The sequence below is a fragment of the Curvibacter cyanobacteriorum genome (assembly GCF_028649475.1).
Classification (GTDB): Bacteria; Pseudomonadota; Gammaproteobacteria; order Burkholderiales; family Burkholderiaceae_C; genus Curvibacter; species Curvibacter cyanobacteriorum.
The window spans coordinates 52,307-69,865 of record NZ_JAQSIP010000013.1 but is presented as its reverse complement, the minus strand read 5'-3'; the positions used below and the strand labels follow the sequence as shown (position 1 = coordinate 69,865).

Sequence of the window (17,559 nt, the reverse complement as noted above, 5' to 3'; positions counted from 1 at the left end):
GATCAGACTCCTGCCTTTTCGGTGATGGTGCGTTTTTCGATGCGTTTTTCGGGGGTGGCGTTGAGCACCAGGCGGTGCACGTAAATGCCGGGCAGGTGCACGTCGTCAGGGGCGATCTCGCCCACTTCAACGATCTTTTCGACTTCGACGATGCACAGCTTGCCCGCCATGGCCACCGCCGGGTTGAAGTTGCGTGCGGTGTAGCGGAAGCGCAGGTTGCCGGCCTTGTCGGCCACATCGGCCTTCACCAGCGCCACATCGGGCACCAGCGAGCGCTCCATGACGTAGGTTTCGCCGTCGAAGTCACGCAGTTCCTTGCCCTCGGCCACCACGGTGCCGACGCCGGTCTTGGTGAAGAACGCCGGGATGCCGGCACCGCCAGCGCGCAGCTTCTCGGCCAGCGTGCCCTGCGGGGTGAACTCAAGCTCGAGTTCGCCGGCCAGGTACTGGCGCTCGAACTCCTTGTTTTCCCCCACATAGCTCGAGATCATCTTTTTGATCTGGCGGGTTTCGAGCAGCTTGCCCAGGCCAAAACCGTCCACGCCGGCGTTGTTGGAGATCACCGTCAGGTCCTTGACGCCGCTGTCGCGCAGCGCATCGATCAGGGCCTCAGGGATGCCACACAGGCCAAAACCACCAACAGCCATCAACTGGCCGTCGCTGACCACGCCCTGCAGCGCGGCGGCGGCAGAAGGAAAAAGTTTGTTCACAAAGGTCTCCTCAGGAAGCGAGCGGTGCCCACACAGAATTCGTTACGATACTACCTATTGATGTACGTAGAAGCTCGTAAGTACAAGCATGACCTTGCCCCCGATTGAACTCGACTACCAACTGGCTTTCGAGTTGGCCCCGATTGGCCTGGTGCTGTCGCGTCACCGCACCATCATGGACTGCAACCAGCGGGTCTGCGAGATGTTCGGCACCACACGCGAACGCCTGGTGGGCCAGTCCTTCAAAGTGCTGTACCCCAGCGCCGACGAATACGAACGCACCGGCGAGCGCATCGCCCCGATCCTCAACAAAAGCGGCCACTACGCCGACGACCGCATCATGAAGCGGGTCGACGGCCGCCTCCAGGGCGAGACCTTCTGGTGCCACGTCACCGGTCGCGCCCTGAACCGCGACAACCCCCACGAAGCCGGCATCTGGACCTTTGAGGACCTGAGCTCGCGGCGTCCGGTCAAAGCCGAGCTGACCGCGCGGGAGCGCGAAGTCGCGGCCCACCTGATGGATGGCCTGACCTCAAAGGAAATTGGCCGGGTCCTCGACATCAGCCACCGCACGGTCGAAATCTACCGCGCCCGCCTGATGCGCAAGTACAAGGCCAACACCACGGCCGACCTGGTGCACAAGCTGATGGCGGGTTGAAGCGCGTGAAGGCGGTGGGCGGTCCATGCGCGGCCGCCCCCCCGGTTGGACGGCGTGGGGCCCCGGGGCCGCCGCACCGGGCACCCGGGTCAGCCCCAGGTCACGACCGCCCAGCAAAGAAACGCGCTTTGAGCGATCATCGCCGCTCCCGTTTCCTTCAGAACCCCTGCCTCCAGAAAAGAGACCCCCATGAGCCTTTCGATGTACCAGGCCAGCGTGCCCACCTTTGTGCGCCAGTTGCAAGCCCTGTCCGTGATCCTGGACAAAGCCCTGGCCCACGCCCAGTCCACCGGGCTGGACCCGGCCCAGCTGACCACCGCCCGCCTGGCGCCGGACATGCTGCCCTTCACCAACCAAATCTTCATCGCCACCGACACTGCCAAGGGCTGCGCCGCCCGCCTGGCCGGTGTCGAGGCGCCGGTGTTCGCCGACAGCGAGACCACCTTGCCCGAGTTGCAGGCCCGCATTGGCAAGACCCTGGACTTCCTGAAGACCTTCCGCCCCGAGCAATTCGACGGCTCGGAAGAGCGCACGGTCACGCTCAAGCTGCGCAGTGGCGAGGTCAGCTTCACGGGCCTGAACTACCTGCAGACCTTTGCCATGCCGAACTTCTTCTTCCACGTGACCACCGCCTACGGCCTGCTGCGCCAGCAAGGCGTGCCGCTGGGCAAGCTGGACTTCCTGGGCCCGCGCTGAGGCGTTGAAGGGCCGGGCCCGAGCCGCCGCGCAGGCACGACCGACCCGGCCTGCAGCCCTCTCCTGGCGCCACAGCACACCCTCGGCGCTGTCTGCGCTATCTGCGGTATCGGCGCCCTCGGCCCCCTCGGCCCTCGTTCAGCCCGCGGTGCCCTGCGCCACCGCCTCGGCCCAGCGCAGCCAGGCCGGCTGAAACACCTCGCGCCACCAGGGGGCCGTCCGGCCCAGCGCCGCTTCACGGCGGGCCGGGCTCATGCCAGCCCCCCGCTGGGCACAAGGCCCTGCCAGCACAACACCAGCCCCACCGCATTGAGGCCCAGGCCCACCGCCAGGCGCACGGTCCGCCCGACGCGGCGCTTGCGACGCCGGGGCGGGTGGCTGAAGGTGGCCAGCGGTGGACCCGGTCTCAGCAGCAGGGTGGGCAAAGAGGGCACCAGGGACAGGCTCAAAGCGCTCATGGGGGACTCCTTCAAGGGCCAGTGACGGGGAACATGGGCTGAATGTTAGAAAAACCCTTCCCATTGATCCATTTGATTGAAATTAAGTCACCATTAGTTTTTATCAATAAATAACCCCCAGTCATGGCGCTCCGCGCAGCGTCCTGGCCCGAGGCCCACTGACACACGCTTGGAGCCGCCCTTGCTTCGCACCGCTGGGACTGCCTGCGGCTTGGCGCCGTGTCGCCAGCGTCCGCCTTCGAAGCGCCCGCCTTCGGTTTGCGGGGTCGTGGCAGCGGTTCTAAGATGGCAGCCCACTTTGGATGGAGACACGCCCCTTGAACCCGACCCGTTATGCCAGCCCCGCGCTGGAAGATGTGCCCGACGACATCCGCGAAAAAATCCTGGCCGTGCAGGAGAAAGCCGGCTTTGTGCCCCAGGTCTTCCTGAGCCTGGCGCGGCGCCCTGCCGAGTGGCGCGCCTTCTTTGCCTACCACGACGCCCTGATGCTCAAGGAAGACGGCTCGCTGAGCAAAGGCGACCGCGAAATGATCGTCACCGCCACCAGCGCCGCCAACCAGTGCCTTTACTGCGTGGTGGCCCATGGCGCGCTGCTGCGCATCTACGAAAAGAAGCCGCTGGTGGCCGACCAGGTGGCCATCAACTACCGCAAGGCCGACATCACACCACGCCAGCGCGCGATGCTCGACTTCGCCATGAAAGTCTGCCAACGCTCGCACGAAATCGACGAAAGCGACTACCCGCCGCTGCATGCCCACGGTTTCTCGGACGAGGACATCTGGGACATCGCGGCCATCACCGCGTTTTTTGGCCTGTCCAACCGCCTGGCCAGCTTCTCGGGCATGCAGCCCAACCCTGAGTTCTACCTCATGGGCCGGGTGCCCAAAAGCAAAGCCTGATCGCTGTCAAAGCCGCCCCGGCGCGGCACCGGGGGCGCTGCCTGCCTTGGCGGGGGCCACCGGGTCAGCCGCCGGTGGCTCGAGGCGCAACAGGCCCCAGACCAGTCGCACCAGCTCGGCCTCGAACGCCGGGGTGCCCAACAAGGGCGAGTCCTCCAGCGAGGCGCTGCGGATCACCCCCATCACGGCGCGCGTGGCGACAAACATCAGGGTCGGGTCAGGGGCCCGCAAGGCCGGGTCCTTGAGCGCGATCAGCGCCACCGCGTGGTGCTCCGAGGCCTCGCGCAGCGCCTGGGTGATGTCTTCGTGGTGGTCCAGGCGCCAGGCCAGGCGAATCATCGCCCGGCGCGAACGGGGTCCACTGCCAAACGACTCGACCAGCAGGTGCACCAGGTCGGCCAACACCGCCTGCACCGGTCGCTGTTCGGCCACGGCGGCCTGCATCAGGGCCTGCAACCGGTCCATCACCCGGCGTCGCTCGCGCTGGATCATGGCCAGCAGGATGGCTTCCTTGGACGGGAAGTACTGGTAGAGGGTGCCGATCGAAAACCCCGCGCGCCGCGCCACCTTGTTGGTGGTCAGGGCGGCCTCGCCGTCGCTCTCCACAATCTGAGCCGTGGCTTCAAAAATGGCTTCGATGGTGCGCTGCGCCCGCTCCTGGGTGGGCTGGCGGCGCCGAGTGTCAGAGGGAACAGGTCGCTGAGAAGCGGGCATGCGGACAACTCCAAAATCTGAGCCGTAAGCGAGTAGCCAGGCCCGGACAGAACCTGAATAATGCTCACAAAACCAGTATTCTGAAGCGTCCTGACGCCCCTTGCCCGATCACCCTGACCGCCTGAGCCGCCCATGTCGACCCCCGCCCCTGCCCTGGCCCACCCGCCTGAACTCACCGTGCGCAAGCTCGAAGTCGACCTGAGCGACGGCTTTGCGCCGCACTGGCATGGCGGCGATGCGTTTCGCAGCATGTTCTTCAATGCGCTGTCGATGAGCTTTCCGGTCGGTGAGCAGTTCTTCATCGACTCGGTGCGCGAAGCCCTTCAAAAGCTGCCCGAAACCCCAGAGCACGAGCCGCTGCGGCGGCAGATCCAGGGCTTCATCGGCCAGGAAGCCACGCACCGGCGCGTGCATGGCCTCTACAACGAGCAACTGGCCCGCCAAGGCCTGGTCAACCGCTGGCAACACTGGGCCCAGAAACGCATTGACCGCACACGCCATTTCAACCCCTTGCACCACCTCGCGGTGACCTGTGCTTACGAGCACTTCACCGCTGTGCTGGCCGACATCACGCTGCGCCACCCCGACGTGCTGGACGCCGCCGACGAGCGCCTGAAAACCGTCTGGCGCTGGCACGCGGCCGAGGAGACCGAGCACAGCGCGGTGGCCTTTGCGCTGTACCAGGCGCTGGGCGGCAACCACGCCTGGCGGGTGCGCTGGTTCACCTATGTGCTGATCACCTTCAGCTGGGAAGCGCTGGCCCAGACCGCCCTCAACCTCTGGCACGACGGCAGCCTGTGGCGCCCCGGCACCTGGCTCAGTGGGCTGCGCTTTGCCTGGGGTCGGCAGGGCCTGGTGTGGCGCTGCACCGGCCCGCTGCTGCGCTACTACCAGCGCGACTTTCACCCCGACACCCACAGCCCGCAGGCGCCCGACCTGTCGGCCCGGGCCTTGGCCGAGCGCTGGCTCCGCGAGCATGCCAGCCAGTACCGGGTGATCGGCGCCGCGCGCCGCTGAGGTCGCGGCCCCGCGTGGGCCGCGGTGCCCTCAGCCCTGCAGGTGGGCGCGCATCCAGTCGGGCAGCGGCGCCGCCTTCTGCTTCGGAAAATCGACCCAGATCACCGTCGCGCCACCGGCGGCGCAGACCACGCCGGGCTGGTCGGTGCGCTCCAGCGTGGCCCAGCTCTCGAAGGTGGTGCGCGCAGGATCACTGACGTACAACTTGGCCAGCACCTGCCCCGGGTATTCAAGCTGGCGGTAGAAGTTGCAAAACGCGTTGACGATCACCGGCCCCTCGCCCTGCGGCGCCGGCGCACAGCCGATCGAGCACATCCACTCGATGCGCAGGGTCTCCAGGTAGCGAAAGTAGTTGGCGTTGTTCACATGGCCCATGGCGTCCATGTCGCCCCAGCGGATGGGGATGTCCATCTCAAACACCAGGCGCTTGTGCTCGGGAATCTCGATGCGCATGCGGGCCCCGGCTCAGAGCGCAAAGCCGTCATCGGCCGCGATGATGGCGCCGTTGACAAAATGACTCTGGTCGCTGGCCAGCATCACCAGCAAGGCGTCCAGGTCCTCGGGCTGGCCCACGCGCTTGCGCGGCAGCAGGTTGACCAGCTTCTGGCCCTGCTCGGTCTGCCAGTGGTGGTGGTTGATCTCGGTGTCGATGTAGCCCGGGCAGATGGCGTTGACATTGATGCCAAAGCGGCCCCATTCCATGGCCATGGCCTTGGTCATCTGCACCACCGCGGCCTTGCTCATGCAATAGGCGCCAATCTGCGGCAGCACCTTGAGCCCCGCCACCGACGCGATGTTGATGATGCGCCCGCCGGTGTACGTGCCGGGCGCGGCACCGCGAGCGCGCGCCAGCATGCGTTTGCCCACCTCCTGGGCGACAAAGAACGAGCCGCGCACATTGGTGTCGAAGATGAAATCGAAGTCGTCCTCGGTGACGTCTTGCAGGCGTTGCGTGGTGCTGACGCCCGAGTTGTTGACCAGGATGTCGATCGAGCCCACCTCGGTCTCGGCATGCGCCACCGCCGCTCGGATGCTGTCGAGGTCGGTCACATCCAGGGGCAGCACATGGGCACTGCCGCCCTCGCCCTCGATGTGCGCGCGCAGCTCTTTGAGCTTCTCCACGCGGCGACTGGCCAACACCACCGCGGCGCCCGCGCGGGCCAGGGTGCGGGCGAACTGGGCCCCCAATCCGCTGGAAGCGCCTGTCACAAATGCCACACGGCCCGATAAGTCGATGCTAAAAGCCATTAGAGTATCTCCAGACTTGGACAAAAAAACGAACGACCGTTCTAATATTGCAGCGCAGCGAATAAAATGCCGCGCAGCCGGTTACCACCGAGTTACCCATCCCAATTCATTATCGAGCGAGACGCCCCATGACCCACGAAGAAATCCTGTCCCAATACGGCCCCCGAGAGGCCATGGAATACGACGTCGTCGTCGTTGGGGGCGGCCCCGGTGGCCTGGCCACCGCCATCCGGCTCAAGCAACTCGCCGCTGAAAAAGGCACCGATGTGTCGGTGGTGGTGCTCGAAAAGGGCTCCGAGCCCGGTGCGCACATCCTGTCGGGCGCCATCATGGACCCCAAGGCCCTGACCGAACTGCTGCCCAACTGGAAGGCCGACGGCGCCCCGCTCAAGCAGCCGGTGACCGACGACGCCTACATCTTCCTGAGCGAGCAATCGGGCTTTCGCGTGCCCAACCTGTTCCTGCCGCCCTTTGCCCACAACCACGGCAACTACATCGTCAGCCTGGGCGCAGTGACCAAGTGGATGGGTGAACAAGCCGAGGCCCTGGGCGTGGAAATCTTCCCCGGCTTCTCGGCCGCCGAGGTGCTGTACAACGAGGACGGCTCGGTCAAGGGCGTGGCCACCGGCAACATGGGCATCAACAAGGAAGGCGAGCCCTCGGACGACTTCCAGCTGGGCATGGAACTGCACGCCAAGTACACCGTGTTCGCCGAAGGCGCACGCGGCCACCTGGGCAAGCAGCTGATCGCCAAGTTCAAGCTCGACGAGGGCCGCGACCCGCAGAGCTTTGGCATCGGCATCAAGGAACTCTGGGAAATCGACCCCAGCCGCCACAAGCCCGGCTTCGTGATGCACACCGCCGGCTGGCCCATGGAGTCCGACACCTACGGTGGCGCCTTCCTGTACCACCTGGACGGCAACAAGGTGGCGCTCGGCTTCGTGACCGGCCTCGGTTACAGCAACCCCTACCTGAGCCCGTTTGAAGAGTTCCAGCGCTGGAAGACCCACCCCAACGTCCGTTACTACTTCGAGAACGACAAGGGTGAAATCACCGCCAAGCGCCTGTCCTACGGCGCCCGCGCCATCAACGCCAGCGGCCTCAACGCCCTGCCCAAGACCGTGTTCCCGGGCGGCGCACTGGTCGGCTGCAATGCCGGTTACCTGAACGTCAGCCGCATCAAGGGCAGCCACGCCGCCATCAAGACCGGCATGCTGGCCGCCGAGGCAGCCTACGACGCCGTGGTGGCCGGTCGCCAACACGACGAACTCAGCGCCTACCCCGAAGCGTTCGAGAAGAGCTGGCTGCACACCGAACTCAACAAGGACCGCAACTTCAAGAACTGGTTCAAGTACGGCCTGACCACCGCCACGCTGATGAACGGTTTCGAGCAGTTCGTGCTGCGCGGCCACATCCCCTGGACGCTGCGCCGCGACAAGCCCGACCACGCCTACCTGAAGCCGGCCGCCGAGTGCAAACCCATCAACTACCCCAAGCCCGATGGCAAGCTGACCTTTGACCGCCTCTCCAGCGTCTTCATCAGCAACACCAACCACGCCGAAAACCAACCCGCCCACCTGACGCTCAAAGACGCGTCGGTGCCGGTCCAGGTGAACCTGGCCCAGTACGCCGGCCCCGAGGCCCGCTACTGCCCGGCCGGCGTGTACGAGTTCGTGAAGAACGCGGACAACAGCGACCGCCTGCAGATCAACGCGCAAAACTGCGTGCACTGCAAGACCTGCGACATCAAGGACCCGACCCAGAACATCGTCTGGGTCACGCCCGAAGGTGGTGGCGGCCCGAACTACTCGGGCATGTGATCGGTCCCGGGTCGATGCCCGGGCTTCAGGGGCCAGCCGCCGGTGCGCCCTGAACCCACGGCCTTCCCTAGGTTGCACCGGCTGCGCCGGCTCCTCCGGGCCCCGCGTGGCTGGCGGCCCGAGCGCCGGGCCCGAACCGCCCGCCCCACCCCCACCTCAACGCGCCCGAATCGGGCGCGTTTTGCTTGCTGGATCCGAGGTCACTGGCCCAAGGTGCCCTCGCCCGGCGTGGACCATCCAGCCGCCATCGCATCTCACGCACAGCCCCTTCGCCGACAGGAAACACGCGTAAACCCGTAGCCCCAAGGGCGACCGGCCCCCGGATAATCAAAAGTTGTATGACAAATTTACCGAACCCGGTCACCGCTGGCCTGGGTTCCTGCTTTTGACGAAGGGACTTCCACCATGAACATCGTGATCACCGGCGGTGCCGGCTTCCTGGGCGTGCGCCTGGCCCGCACCCTGCTGGCCCAAGGCACGCTGGCCCTGATCGGCGCCCCGGCCCAGCCCATCACCCGCCTGACCCTGCTGGACCGCGCCGCCCCGCCGGCCGACCTGCTGGCCGACCCGCGGGTGCACGCCCTGACCGGCGACCTCAACACCCAACTCGAACAAGGCCAGGCGCTGCCCGCAGGCACGCAGCTGGTGTTCCACCTGGCCGCGGCGGTCAGCGGCGAATGCGAGGCCGACTTTGACCTGGGCATGCGCAGCAACCTGGCCGCCACCCACGGCCTGCTCGAAGCCTGCCGCCAAGGTGGCGAGCGCCCGGTGTTTGTGTTTGCCAGCTCGCTGGCGGTGTTCGGCAACTCGCCCGAACAGCCGCTGCCCAGCGTCATCACCGACACCACGCTGCCGACCCCGCAAAGCAGCTACGGCATCCAGAAGTTCATTGGCGAGCAACTGGTGGCCGACTACGGCCGCAAGGGCTTTGTCACCGCGCGCAATGTGCGCCTGATGACGGTCAGCGTGCGCCCGGGGCGCCCCAACGGGGCCGCCTCGAGCTTCTTGAGCGGCATGATCCGCGAGCCGCTGGCGGGCGTCAAAGCCCCTTGCCCGGTGCCCCCGGAGACCCCGGTGGCCCTGTCCTCCCCGGCCCGCACGGTCGAAGGCCTGGTGCGTGCCGCCGACGCCAGCCCGGCCGAATGGGGCGCCCGCACCGCCATCAACCTTCCGGCCCTCAAGACCACCGCAGGCGACATGGCCGCCGCCCTGGGCAAAGTGGCTGGCAGCGCTGCCACCGATTTGCTGGACTGGACGCCCGACCCCGCCATCGTGCGCATTGTCAGCACCTGGCCCGCCGACATCGACGCTGCGCGCGCTCGGGGCCTGGGCCTGCTGCCCGACACCAGCTTTGAAGCGATCGTGCGTGACTATGCTAGAGAAAACCCGGATGCCGTCCGCTTGCCCCTCCAGCCATAATCAAAAAGTTGTATGACAAATTTAGTTTGAATTGGCAACAAAACCACCTCCAGGAGACAAAATGACCTTCTCTCGTACCGCTCTGTCCGTGTTGCTCGCCGCTGGTCTCTCCGGCGCTGCATTCGCTCAAACCACCACCCTGAAGATCGGCTACGCCACCACCAAGGAATCGCACTACGGTGTGGGCTCCACCGCTTTCTGTGACGAAGTGGAAAAGGGCACCCAAGGTCGTTACAAATGCCAGCAGTTCCCCAGCTCGGCCCTGGGTGGCGAACGCGAAATGATCGAAGCCGTGCAACTGGGCACGCAGGACCTGGTCAACACCTCGACCGGCCCCGTGGGCAACTTTGTGCCTGAAGTCAAGATCGTGGACATCCCCTTCCTGTTCCGCGACTACGACCACGCCCGCAAGGTCATGGACGGCCCGATCGGCCAGGACCTGCTGACCAAGTTCCCGGCCAAGGGCCTGGTCGCCCTGGCCTGGACGGAAAACGGTTTCCGCCACATGACCAACAACAAGCGCGACATCGTGAAGCCCGCCGATGCCGCCGGCCTGAAGATGCGCACCATGGAAAACAAGGTGCACATGGACGGCTACAAGACCTTCGGCATCCTGCCCACGCCGATGGCCTTCCCGGAACTGTTCGGTGCGCTGCAACAAGGCACCGTGGACGGCCAGGAAAACCCGATCCCGGTGATCCTGTCGTCGAAGTTCTCGCAAGTGCAAAAGCACCTGTCGCTGACCGGCCACGTTTACTCGCCCGCCCTGCTGATCATCTCGCCGCGCATCTGGAACAAGCTCAATGACGCGGACAAGAAGGTGTTCCTGGAAGCCGCCAAGAAGGGTTCCGCAGCCCAACGCAAGAAGGTCAACGAGGACGAAAACAACGGCATCGCCCAGCTCGAAAAAGACGGCATGACCGTGACCCGCAAGGTCGACAGCAACGCCTTCCGCGAAGCCCTGAAGCCCGCCTATGTGGGCTACGCCAAGGAATTTGGCGCCGACAACATCAAGAAGATCCAGGACATCCGCTGACCTGAGCTGACCCGCGGGGCCCGCGCGCCGGGCCCCGCCCTCTTCCCTGAGCCTTGCTCAGACGCCACGGCCGTGGCGTCCGAGCAGCGCCCCGGCGCCCTGCATTTCCCCGCGCCCCGCTTTCCCGAGACACCATGAACACCTTTGAACGCTACTTTGTGGCCACCAACCGCTGGGCCCTGATCCTGCTGCTGGCCGCCATGTCGGTCATCATTTTTGCCAACGTGGCCCTGCGCTACCTGACCAACGCGTCCATCGAGTGGGCCGAAGAAGTGGCCCGCCACATGATGATCTGGCTGACCTTCATTGGTTCCGGCATGGTCATGCGCTACGGCGGCCACATCGCGGTGGAAAACCTGCAGGACGCGTTCCCGCGCCCCATCAGCCAGGGCATCCGCGTGGTCGTGGCCATTTTGCTGATGGGCTTCTTCATCATGATGACCTGGACCGGCTACCTGTACACGCAGCGCGCCATGTTCCAGCTGACCGCGGCCACCCAGATCCCGTTTGGCTACATCTACGCGGCCATCCCCACCGGCGGGCTGCTGCTGTGCATCCACTTTGCACTGGTGCTGCGAAGCTACATCACCGACCGCAAGTTCTCGACGGACGCGAATTTCGACGCGACCGCCAGCGCCTCCATCTGACCCCGCAGGCTTTTCGACATGAATCCCAGTCTCGTTCTCATCATCGCCGCCTGCGTCTACCTGGCCATCGGCGTCCCGGTGGCCTTCGCCCTCGGCCTGGCCACGGCCACCGCTTTGCTGCTCACCGATGCCTACCCCATGCTGGTGTTGCTCAAGGAAACCTTCACCGGCATTGACAGCTTCCCCTTGATGGCGGTGCCCTTCTTCATCCTGGCCGCCGAGCTCATGAGCGGCGGCTCGCTGACCGAAGTGCTGCTCAAGTTCGCCGGCCAGTTCGTGGGCCACAAGCGCGGCGGGCTGGGCTACACCAACGTGGTGTCGCTGACCTTCTTCTCGGGCATCTCGGGCTCGGCCCTGGCCGACGCGGCCGGCCCCGGCTCGATGCTGATCCGCATGATGGACAAGGCCGGCTACGACCGCTCTTACGCCGCCGCGCTGACCGCCTCGACCGCCATCGTGGGCCCGATCATCCCGCCTTCGATCACCATGATCGTGTATGCCCTGCAAGACGAAAGCGTCTCGGTGGGGGCGCTGTTCGTGGCAGGCATCATCCCGGGCCTGCTGATCGCGGCGGCCATGTGCATCGTCAACTGGCACATCTCCAAGAAGCGCAACTACAAGGGCGAAGGCCAACTGCCCCCGCTCAAGGACATCCTGGTCAACACCTGGAAGGCCCTGCCGGCCCTGATGCTGCCGATCCTGATCCTGGGCGGCATGCGGGCCGGCTGGTTCACCCCGACCGAAGCCTCGGTGGTGGCCGTGTTCTACGCGCTGATCTGCGGCAAGTACGTGTACCGCACCCTCAAGTGGTCGGCCGTGCCCAACATCCTGGCGTATTCCTCGCTGCTGACCGCCTCGGTGCTGATCATCATCGGTCTGTCGGGCTCCTTTGCCTGGCTGCTGACCATCGAGGGCCTGCCCCAGATGATGGCCGACTGGCTGATCGCGATGAACCTGTCGCCCTGGATGTTCCTGATCATGGTCAACGTGTTCCTGTTGATCTTCGGCATCTTCATCGAGCCGCTGCCCGGCGTGATGGTGCTGGTGCCGATCCTGGCGCCGGTGGCCCTGAAGCTGGGCGTGGACCCGATCCAGTTCGCCATGATCGTGATCTACAACCTGACGCTGGGCATGATCACCCCGCCGGTGGGCGGCCTGCTGTTCGTGACCTCGAACGTGTCCAAGGTGCCGCTGTCCGACCTGACCCGCGAGCTGATGCCCTTCCTGTGGGCCCACGCCGTGGTGCTGGTGGTGCTGACCTTTGTGCCCGCCGCCAGCAGCTGGCTGCCGCACGCGCTCGGCTTCAAATAAACCGGTCCGGGCGCTGCGAGCGCCCCGCGCAGCGGTATACTGCGCGCCGTCAGGAGAGAGCGTGCCCTTGCCCCGCGCAAGCCGCACGCCGCCGAAGGCGAAAGCGCTGGGAGGTCCCCAGCGCCCGAACGCTCAGGCAAAAGGACTGACAAGCGTCTGGCAACAGACGTCTCCCAGCTGGAGAGAGGCCGTGCACCACGCCACGGCCCACCGAAGGAGCAAGCCTGCATCGCCAGGTGAATCTCTCAGGTAAAGCGGACAGCCGGGGCCCCTCTTCGGGAGCGCAACACCACGTTGCGCCCCTGGTGTGCCCCCCCTGTGCCAAAGGCCTGACCGTGACCGCTGCTTCCGCCTCCCCCGCTGCCCTGCTCCACACCCCCCTGAACGACCTGCACCTCGAACTCGGCGCCCGCATGGTGCCCTTCGCGGGCTACAGCATGCCCGTGCAGTACCCGGCCGGTCTGATGGCCGAGCACCTGCACACCCGCGCCGCAGCCGGCCTGTTCGATGTCTCGCACATGGGCCAGTTGCGCCTGGTGGGCGCCGACGCCGCGGCGGCCCTCGAGAGCCTGATGCCGGTCGACGTGATCGGCCTGGGCCTGCATAAGCAGCGCTACGGCCTGCTGCTCAATGACGAGGGCGGCATCCTCGACGACCTGATGTTCGTGAACCGCGGTGACGACCTGTTCGTCATCGTCAACGGCGCCTGCAAGGTGGCCGACATCGCCCACCTCCAGGCCCGCATTGGCCAGCGCTGTGAGGTCATCCCGATGCCCGAGCAAGCCTTGCTGGCCTTGCAGGGCCCGCACGCCGTGACGGCGCTGGCCCGCCTGGCCCCCGGCGTGACGGGCTTGGTGTTCATGACCGGTGGCTATTTCGAGCTGGCCGGCACACGCTGCTACGTGACCCGCAGCGGCTACACCGGCGAGGACGGTTTTGAGATCTCGGTGCCCGCGCCCCAGGCCGACACCCTGGCCCGCGCCCTGCTGGCGCAGCCCGAAGTCAAGCCCATCGGCCTGGGGGCACGCAACTCGCTGCGCCTGGAGGCCGGCCTGTGCCTGTACGGCAACGACCTCGACACCGGCACCAGCCCGGTCGAGGCTGGCCTGACCTGGGCCATCCAGAAGGTGCGCCGCACCGGTGGTGAGCGCGCCGGAGGCTTCCCCGGCGCCGACCGGGTGCTGGCCCAACTGGGCGACCTGAGCGGCGCCGCTGGCGTGCTGACGCGCAAGCGCGTCGGCCTGGTGGCCCTGGAACGCGTGCCCGTGCGTGAGCACACCGAGCTGCAAACCGAAGCCGGCGAGCGCATTGGCGAAGTCTGCAGCGGCCTGCTCGGCCCCAGCACCAACCAACCCATCGCGATGGCCTATGTGCGCGCCGACCAGGCCGCCCTGGGCACCCGCCTCAACGCCATCGTGCGCGGCAAGGCGGTGCCGATGCAAGTTGCCGCCATGCCCTTCATTCCCAACCGATACTACCGGGGCTGATTTGCATCCAGCCCTTCAACCCAACAACCCTGATCAGGAGAAATCATGAGCGTCAAATATTCCAAGGAACACGAGTGGGTCAACGCCGCTGACACGGCCGCCGCCGTGGTCGGCATCACCGTGCACGCGCAAGACGCGCTGGGCGATGTGGTCTTTGTCGACCTGCCCGAAGTCGGCAAGACCTTTGCCGCCGGCGACGTGGCCGGTGTGGTCGAGTCCGTCAAGGCCGCCGCCGACGTTTACATGCCCGTGGACGGCGAGATCGTCGAGGTCAACGAAGCCCTGCGCGCCGACCCGTCGCTGGCCAACAGCGCGCCGCTGGCCGACGGCTGGTTCTTCAAGGTCAAGCTGTCCAACCCGGCCCAGCTCGACGCGCTGATGGACGAAACCACCTACTCCGACTTCACCAAGAACGCCTGACCCGGCGTCACCCCCGACGAGTCCCCCCATGCTGATGCAATCCGCCCTTCCCCTCGCAGATCTTGAAAACCCGACCGAATTCCGGGCCCGCCACATCGGCATCGGCCCGGACGACGAAGCCGCCATGCTCAGCGTGGTCGGCGCCGCCTCGCGCCGGGCCCTGATCGACGGCATCGTGCCCCGCAGCATCGCGCGTGCCAGCGCCATGGTGCTGCCCGAGCCGGTGACCGAGGCCGCCGCGCTGGCGGAGCTGAAGGCGATTGCATCGCACAACAAGATCCTGCGCAGCCACCTGGGCCAGGGCTATTACGGCACCCACACGCCCGGCGTGATCCTGCGCAACATCCTGGAAAACCCCGCCTGGTACACCGCCTACACCCCGTACCAGGCCGAAATCTCGCAAGGCCGCATGGAGGCCCTGGTCAACTTCCAGACCCTGGTCTGCGACCTGACCGGCATGCCCATGGCCAACGCGTCCATGCTCGACGAAGCCACCGCCGCCGCCGAAGCCATGACCCTGGCCAAGCGCTCGGTCAAGAGCCGGGCCAACACCCTGCTGGTGGCCGGCGACTGCCACCCGCAAACCATCGAGGTCATCCAGACCCGAGCCGCCCCGCTGGGCCTGACCGTGGTGGTCACCACCAGCGACGCCGAGTGGACCGCCGCGCTGGCCGGGCAGGACTACTTTGCCGCCGTGGCCCAGTACCCGGGCACCCACGGCCAGGTGCGTGACCTGCGGGCCGACGTGCAGCAAGCCCACGCCAAGCAAGCCGCCTTCATCGTGGCCGCCGACCTGCTGGCCCTGACGCTGCTGACGCCGCCCGGCGAATGGGACGCCGACATCGTCATCGGCTCCACCCAGCGCTTTGGCATGCCGATGGGCGCCGGGGGCCCGCACGCCGCCTTCATGGCCTGCCGCGACGAGTTCAAGCGCTCGATGCCCGGCCGCCTGGTCGGCGTCAGCGTGGACAGCCATGGCCAGCCGGCCTACCGCCTGGCCCTGCAAACGCGCGAACAGCACATCCGCCGTGAAAAAGCCACCTCCAACATCTGCACCGCCCAGGTGCTGCCGGCCGTGGTGGCCAGCATGTACGCGGTCTACCACGGCCCGCAAGGCCTGCGCCGCATCGCCCTGCGCGTGGCCAGCTACACCGCGGTGCTGGCCGCCGGCCTGCGCCGCCTGGGTTTCCAGCCGGTCCATGACACCGCCTTCGACACCCTGAGCCTGGACGCCGGCGAGCAAGCCCCGGCCATCGTGGCGCGGGCCCTGGCGGGTGGCGTCAACCTGCGCCTGAGCGCCGGCGGCCGCATTGGGGTGTCGCTCGACGAGACCACCACGCGTGAGCACGTCGAAGCCCTGTGGGGCTTCTTCGCCGCTGCCGGTCAGAGCCTGCCCCAGGTGGCCGAGTTTGAAGCCGGCCTGGCCGCACTGATCCCCAGCGAACTGCGCCGCAGCAGCGCCTACCTGACGCACCCGGTGTTCAACACCCACCACAGCGAAACCAGCATGCTGCGCTACCTGCGGGCCTTGAGCGACAAGGACCTGGCGCTGGACCGCAGCATGATCCCGCTGGGCAGCTGCACCATGAAGCTCAACGCGACCAGCGAGATGATGCCCATCACCTGGCCCGAGTTCGCCCACATCCACCCCTTCGCCCCGGCCGACCAGTTGCAGGGCTACCGCCTGCTCGACGAACAGCTGCGCGCCTGGCTGTGCCAGGCCACGGGCTATGCCGGCATCAGCCTGCAGCCCAACGCGGGCAGCCAGGGTGAATACGCGGGCCTGCTGGTCATCAAGGCCTGGCACGCCTCGCGCGGCGAAGGCCACCGCAACATCTGCCTGATCCCCGCCTCGGCCCACGGCACCAACCCCGCCAGCGCCCAGATGGTGGGCCTGCAGGTGGTGGTGACGGCCTGCGACGCGCAAGGCAATGTGGACCTGGACGACCTGCGCGCCAAGTGCGAGCAACACAGCGCCCACCTGGCCGCGGTGATGATCACCTACCCCAGCACGCACGGCGTGTTCGAGACCAGCGTCAAGGAGCTGTGCGCCCTGGTGCACCAGCACGGTGGCCGCGTCTACGTGGACGGCGCCAACATGAACGCCCTGGTCGGCGTGGCCGCGCCCGGTGAGTTCGGCGGCGACGTCAGCCACCTGAACCTGCACAAGACCTTCTGCATCCCGCACGGCGGTGGCGGCCCGGGCGTCGGCCCGGTCTGCGTGGTCGAAGACCTGGTGCCCTTCCTGCCCGGTCACGCCACAGGCGGCCTGCCGGTCAACGGCGTGGGCGCCATCAGCGCGGCCCCGCTGGGCAATGCCGCGGTGCTGCCGATCAGCTGGATGTACTGCCGCATGATGGGCGCCGAAGGCCTGCAAGCCGCGACCGAGACCGCCATCCTGTCGGCCAACTACATCAGCGCGCGCCTGCAAGACCATTACCCCACGCTGTACGCCAGCGCCAACGGCCATGTGGCGCACGAGTGCATCCTGGACCTGCGCCCGCTCAAGGAGCGCAGCGGTGTCAGCGCCGAAGACGTGGCCAAGCGCCTGATCGACTACGGCTTCCACGCCCCGACGTTGAGCTTCCCGGTGCCCGGCACGCTGATGGTCGAGCCCACCGAAAGCGAAACCCGCGACGAGCTGGACCGCTTCATCGACGCCATGATTGCCATCCGCGAAGAGATCCGTCAGATCGAAGCCGGCACCTGGCCGCAGGACGACAACCCGCTGAAGAACGCGCCCCACACCGCCGCCAGCCTGATGGCGGCCGACTGGGCCCACCCCTACAGCCGCGAAGTCGCCGCCTACCCGGTGCGCAGCCTGCGCCAGACCAAGTACTGGTCGCCCGTGGGCCGGGTCGACAACGTGTGGGGCGACCGCAACCTGTTCTGCAGCTGCGTGCCAGTCAGCGACTACGCGGCCTGAGGGCCTGAGGCCCAGACCTCGGGGGGCCCAACTGGTGCGGCCTAGGACCGCATGGAGCGGCATGGGGCGACGGGGTGGCGATGTGGGGGTGGC

At 66.6% G+C, this 17,559-nt stretch carries 17 protein-coding genes and 2 riboswitches; of the genes, 12 read left to right on the top strand and 5 right to left on the bottom strand.

Going from position 1 to position 17,559, the window contains the following annotated elements:
• Positions 1-2: 2 nt before the first annotated feature.
• Positions 3-710: a CoA transferase subunit A gene (locus PSQ40_RS20195; protein ID WP_273953690.1), complete on the bottom strand. Its 708-nt coding sequence runs from the start codon at positions 708-710 to the stop codon at positions 3-5.
• Between the two features lie 88 nt (positions 711-798).
• On the opposite strand from PSQ40_RS20195, the gene PSQ40_RS20190 reads away from it, so the two are divergent.
• Both PSQ40_RS20190 and PSQ40_RS20185 read left to right on the top strand, forming a co-directional pair.
• Positions 799-1,368, top strand: a complete 570-nt coding sequence (locus tag PSQ40_RS20190) for a LuxR C-terminal-related transcriptional regulator (protein ID WP_409338634.1) — start codon at positions 799-801, stop codon at positions 1,366-1,368.
• A gap of 189 nt (positions 1,369-1,557) precedes the next feature.
• Positions 1,558-2,064 carry a DUF1993 domain-containing protein gene (locus PSQ40_RS20185; RefSeq protein WP_273953689.1) on the top strand — a complete coding sequence of 169 codons (507 nt, stop codon included), beginning with the start codon at positions 1,558-1,560 and terminating at the stop codon, positions 2,062-2,064.
• A gap of 251 nt (positions 2,065-2,315) precedes the next feature.
• Here the strand turns inward: PSQ40_RS20185 and PSQ40_RS20180 are convergent, their stop codons facing one another.
• The gene (locus PSQ40_RS20180; protein ID WP_273953688.1) at positions 2,316-2,522 is read right to left on the bottom strand and encodes a hypothetical protein; all 207 of its coding nucleotides are present in this window, start codon (positions 2,520-2,522) and stop codon (positions 2,316-2,318) included.
• Between the two features lie 302 nt (positions 2,523-2,824).
• Here PSQ40_RS20180 and PSQ40_RS20175 point away from each other — a divergent pair, with 302 nt between their 5' ends.
• Positions 2,825-3,421 (top strand): peroxidase-related enzyme, encoded by a 597-nt coding sequence (locus PSQ40_RS20175; RefSeq protein WP_273953687.1) that lies wholly within the window; start codon positions 2,825-2,827, stop codon positions 3,419-3,421.
• 6 nt (positions 3,422-3,427) lie between these two features.
• Here the strand turns inward: PSQ40_RS20175 and PSQ40_RS20170 are convergent, their stop codons facing one another.
• Positions 3,428-4,135: a TetR/AcrR family transcriptional regulator gene (locus PSQ40_RS20170; protein ID WP_273953686.1), complete on the bottom strand. Its 708-nt coding sequence runs from the start codon at positions 4,133-4,135 to the stop codon at positions 3,428-3,430.
• Positions 4,136-4,267: 132 nt separating this feature from the next.
• Between PSQ40_RS20170 and PSQ40_RS20165 the strand changes: the two genes are divergently transcribed.
• A complete protein-coding gene (locus PSQ40_RS20165) occupies positions 4,268-5,152 on the top strand; it encodes a metal-dependent hydrolase (protein ID WP_273953685.1) in 885 nt (294 codons plus the stop codon).
• 30 nt (positions 5,153-5,182) lie between these two features.
• On the opposite strand, the gene PSQ40_RS20160 is transcribed toward PSQ40_RS20165, so the two are convergent.
• Entirely contained in the window at positions 5,183-5,605 is a 423-nt protein-coding gene (locus tag PSQ40_RS20160; RefSeq protein ID WP_273953684.1) for an acyl-CoA thioesterase, read from the bottom strand.
• A 12-nt stretch (positions 5,606-5,617) separates the two neighbouring features.
• The gene (locus PSQ40_RS20155) at positions 5,618-6,400 is read right to left on the bottom strand and encodes an SDR family oxidoreductase (RefSeq protein WP_273953683.1); all 783 of its coding nucleotides are present in this window, start codon (positions 6,398-6,400) and stop codon (positions 5,618-5,620) included.
• A 128-nt stretch (positions 6,401-6,528) separates the two neighbouring features.
• On the opposite strand from PSQ40_RS20155, the gene PSQ40_RS20150 reads away from it, so the two are divergent.
• The 8 genes from PSQ40_RS20150 to gcvP all read left to right on the top strand — a co-directional run bounded on the left by PSQ40_RS20150 (position 6,529) and on the right by gcvP (position 17,466).
• The gene (locus PSQ40_RS20150; RefSeq protein WP_273953682.1) at positions 6,529-8,220 is read left to right on the top strand and encodes an electron transfer flavoprotein-ubiquinone oxidoreductase; all 1,692 of its coding nucleotides are present in this window, start codon (positions 6,529-6,531) and stop codon (positions 8,218-8,220) included.
• Between the two features lie 405 nt (positions 8,221-8,625).
• Entirely contained in the window at positions 8,626-9,639 is a 1,014-nt protein-coding gene (gene denD, locus PSQ40_RS20145) for a D-erythronate dehydrogenase (RefSeq protein WP_273953681.1), read from the top strand.
• Between the two features lie 61 nt (positions 9,640-9,700).
• On the top strand, positions 9,701-10,675 hold the full coding sequence (locus tag PSQ40_RS20140; protein WP_273953680.1) for a TRAP transporter substrate-binding protein: 975 nt from the start codon (positions 9,701-9,703) through the stop codon (positions 10,673-10,675).
• 134 nt (positions 10,676-10,809) lie between these two features.
• A complete protein-coding gene (locus PSQ40_RS20135) occupies positions 10,810-11,322 on the top strand; it encodes a TRAP transporter small permease (RefSeq protein WP_273953679.1) in 513 nt (170 codons plus the stop codon).
• 18 nt (positions 11,323-11,340) lie between these two features.
• Positions 11,341-12,633, top strand: coding sequence for a TRAP transporter large permease (locus PSQ40_RS20130; protein ID WP_273953678.1), 1,293 nt, complete (start codon positions 11,341-11,343; stop codon positions 12,631-12,633).
• Between the two features lie 40 nt (positions 12,634-12,673).
• Positions 12,674-12,791: riboswitch (glycine riboswitch) on the top strand.
• A 9-nt stretch (positions 12,792-12,800) separates the two neighbouring features.
• Positions 12,801-12,905, top strand: a riboswitch (glycine riboswitch).
• A 63-nt stretch (positions 12,906-12,968) separates the two neighbouring features.
• The gene (gene gcvT, locus PSQ40_RS20125; RefSeq protein ID WP_337961841.1) at positions 12,969-14,120 is read left to right on the top strand and encodes a glycine cleavage system aminomethyltransferase GcvT; all 1,152 of its coding nucleotides are present in this window, start codon (positions 12,969-12,971) and stop codon (positions 14,118-14,120) included.
• Positions 14,121-14,165: 45 nt separating this feature from the next.
• Positions 14,166-14,540, top strand: a complete 375-nt coding sequence (gene gcvH, locus PSQ40_RS20120; RefSeq protein WP_273953677.1) for a glycine cleavage system protein GcvH — start codon at positions 14,166-14,168, stop codon at positions 14,538-14,540.
• Positions 14,541-14,568: 28 nt separating this feature from the next.
• On the top strand, positions 14,569-17,466 hold the full coding sequence (gcvP, locus tag PSQ40_RS20115; RefSeq protein ID WP_273953676.1) for an aminomethyl-transferring glycine dehydrogenase: 2,898 nt from the start codon (positions 14,569-14,571) through the stop codon (positions 17,464-17,466).
• Positions 17,467-17,559: the final 93 nt, after the last annotated feature.